Genomic DNA, 3,147 nt, shown 5'->3' with positions numbered 1-3,147 from the left:
CAGAATGCCCGAGCGCGATTGCCCGGCCATGTGCGTGTCGTGGAGATGTCCACCAACGATTCCTGGTTGCGCGACAGCGGTCCCAATTTCGTCGTCAACGATCAAGGCGGCGTGCGTGGCGTCGATTGGATCTTCAACGCCTATGGCGGTTTTGACGGCGGCCTCTACGCGCCATGGGACCTCGATGATCTGGCAGCGCAAAAAGTGCTCGAAATCGAGAACATGGATCGCTACCGCGCACCGCTGATCGCCGAGGGCGGCGGGTTGCAATGCGATGGCCAGGGCACCCTCATCACGACGAAGCAATGCCTGCTCAACCGAAATCGCAACGCTCATCTCGGCAAGGCCGAGGTGGAACGCCAGCTTGGTGACTATCTCGGCGTCGACACCGTCATCTGGCTGCCGCGTGGCCTTGCCTTCGACGAAACCGACGGCCATGTCGATGACGTCTGCTGCTTCGTGCGTCCCGGCGTGGTCGTGCTGAGCTGGACCGACAATCGGGAGGACCCGCAATATGAGATTGTGCGAGAAGCCGAAGAGGTGCTGCGTTCGGCCCGTGATGCGCGTGGCCGCGCACTGGAGATCCACCGGCTGCCGCATCCCCTGCCGATCGAGATGACGCCGGAAGAAAGCGAGAGCGTGGACCGGCTGGATTCGACCTGGGCGCGACCGGCCGGAAACCGGATCGCGGCGAGCTACATCAACTACTATCCGGGCAACAGCGTCGTGGTGGTACCGCAGTTCGGCTGCGATCTCGATGTGAAGGCCAAGCAGACGCTGGCCGAGCTGTTTCCCGACCACAAGATAGTCGGCATCGAGAACTCGCGCGAGATCTTGCTGGGCGGCGGCAATGTCGCCTGCATCACCTTGCCGGTCTATGCCCCGCAGCGACGCTGAGGGACGACGCATGCCGAAAACAGATAGCGAAAACGGAGGACATTTATGCGCGCTCTGATCTTCTCAACCCTGCTTGCCTGCGGCGTCTGCGCAAATGCGGCTTCGGCTGACGAGGAAAAGATCGTCAACGTCTACAACTGGTCCGACTACATCGCGCCGGACACCGCCGAGAAATTCGAGAAGGAAACGGGCATCAAGGTTCGCTACGATGTCTATGACGGCAACGAGGTACTTGAAACCAAGCTGCTCACCGGCGGCTCGGGATATGACGTAGTCTACCCCTCAGCCTATCCGTTCCTGAAGAACCAGGTGAAGGCGGGGGCGTTCCTGGAACTCGACAAATCGAAGCTTGCCAACCATTCGAAGATCGATCCGCAGGCCTTGGCGCTGATCGCGGGCGCCGATCCGCAGAACCTGCATGCCGTGCCCTATATGGCCGTCACCGACGGCATTGGCTACAACGTCGCCGCGGTGAAGCAGCGGCTGCCGGACGCGCCGACGGATTCCTTCGCCATGGTCTTCGACGTGGACGTGGTCAAGAAGCTCTCCGATTGCGGCGTGGCCATGATCGATGCGCCGGCTGAAGTCATCCCGATGGCGATGAACTATCTTCACATCGACCCCAGATCGACCAGTCCCGACGACCTCGCCAAGGTCGAGGACCTGATGGGCAAGGTGCGGCCCTACATCCGCTATTTCCATTCGTCGAAATACATCAACGACCTCGCCAACGGCGACATCTGCGTGGTGTTGGGCTGGTCGGGCGACATACTTCAGGCAAGGACCCGTGCGGCGGAATCCGTGAAGAAGCTGGAGATCGCCTATTCCATCCCCAGAGAAGGCACGCTCATCAACTTCGATACGATGGTGGTGCCGAAAGATGCGCCGCATCCCGACAACGCCCAGGCCTGGATCAACTTCAATCTGCGGCCCGATATCGCCGCGGCCAATTCCAGCTATGTCTCCTATGCCAATGCGATACCGGAATCCCTGCCGCTGATGGACAAGGCGATAGCCAGCGATCCCGGCGTCTTTCCGCCTGATGCCGTGAAGGCCAAGCTGTTCGTGGTCGACAACAACGACCCAAAGCTGCTGCGATCACAAAACCGCATGTGGACGCGCATCGTGACGGGGCAATAGCGCCGGCGTAAGCCGTCAGGCTCAAGCGGCTTCGCGGAAGGCCGCCAGCAGCTCGACCTGGGAGTGCACGCCGAGCTTGCGGTAGATCTGCTTGATGTGGTTGCGGACGGTGCCGGGTGAGACGGCGAGGCTTCGCGAAATCGTCTTGGCGTTGCCACCCTCGACCAGATGCCGCGCAACCTCGGCCTCGCGCCTGCTCAGCCGCGAGCGTCCGTCACCGATTGCGGCGCCCTTGTCCCGGGAGCGGCACAGATGAAGCAATCTTTGCAGAATGAGCCTTGTCGCGCTGCTTGCCGCGTAAGCCATCTCCAGATCCTGATCGCCAAAGGCCGGTGCCCCGTTTCGCCGCAGGAAGGTGACATAGCCAGCGGTCAGCCCGTCGAGATTGAACACGCCGGTGATCTCGTCGAAACTGTCGGAAGGGCCGAAGAATTCGCGATAGTAGGGGGTACGCTGGAAGTCGCCATTGCGGAGTGCCGACAGCGGCAACAGGAAATCCTGTCTTGTGCTGGCGAACCTCTGGAAGAAGGGATCCTGGCGATACAGTCGTGCATCGTAGTCGCGGTTCCAGCGATCGGGGCCGGCATCGTCGATGGTCAGGGATGTGATGTCTCGACGGTAGAAGCCGACATAGGCGCGGTCGGAGCCAAGCAGTCCGCTCGCCGCCGCTGTGAAGCGAGCGGACAATTCTTCGGGCGTTGCAGCCATGGCCGCGGCGGCGACACCACCGCTCCAGTGTCCAAACCGATCGAGAGAGATGTTCGACTGCATTCCGGCTCACATTAGCGCAAGCCGTTGCAGGTTCAAGACAGCCATTTCCTTTGACTTCGATCCTCTCGGCCATACCTATGCGGGAGTCGTTCTCGCGGAGCCATCATGCCGGTCAAGCTGAAACTGATCTTCCTCATCCTGCCGATGCTTGCCGTCCTGGCGCAGCCCGTCCTGGCTGAAACGGCGGAGCGGCCGGCACCTGCGGGCGGTGTGCTGTCCCTGCTGCCGCCGCCGCAGACCACCAACTATTCGATCACACTGGCCGGGCGCAAGCTGGATTACCAGGCAAAGGCAGCGACCCTGTCGCTGCTGTCGGGCAACGGCGACGTCACGGCGGAG

Annotated in this window: 3 protein-coding genes and 1 pseudogene; 3 read left to right on the top strand and 1 reads right to left on the bottom strand. The window is 61.6% G+C overall.

Going from position 1 to position 3,147, the window contains the following annotated elements; translation table 11 throughout:
• On the top strand, positions 1-897 hold an 897-nt coding region (aguA, locus tag EN906_RS28555; RefSeq protein WP_127375542.1), incomplete at its 5' end, for an agmatine deiminase.
• Between the two features lie 45 nt (positions 898-942).
• Positions 943-2,037 (top strand): polyamine ABC transporter substrate-binding protein, encoded by a 1,095-nt coding sequence (locus EN906_RS28550; protein ID WP_127269957.1) that lies wholly within the window; start codon positions 943-945, stop codon positions 2,035-2,037.
• 21 nt (positions 2,038-2,058) lie between these two features.
• Here the strand turns inward: EN906_RS28550 and EN906_RS28545 are convergent, their stop codons facing one another.
• Positions 2,059-2,808, bottom strand: a complete 750-nt coding sequence (locus EN906_RS28545; protein WP_127269959.1) for a helix-turn-helix transcriptional regulator — start codon at positions 2,806-2,808, stop codon at positions 2,059-2,061.
• A gap of 105 nt (positions 2,809-2,913) precedes the next feature.
• On the opposite strand from EN906_RS28545, the pseudogene EN906_RS28540 reads away from it, so the two are divergent.
• Positions 2,914-3,147 (top strand): annotated as a pseudogene (locus EN906_RS28540) (peptidase S10); the annotation flags it as partial.

Origin of the sequence: Mesorhizobium sp. M7A.F.Ca.CA.004.06.1.1 (assembly GCF_003999135.1) — a bacterium.
GTDB lineage: Bacteria > Pseudomonadota > Alphaproteobacteria > Rhizobiales > Rhizobiaceae > Mesorhizobium.
This window is presented reverse-complemented; position numbering and strand designations above follow the sequence as displayed.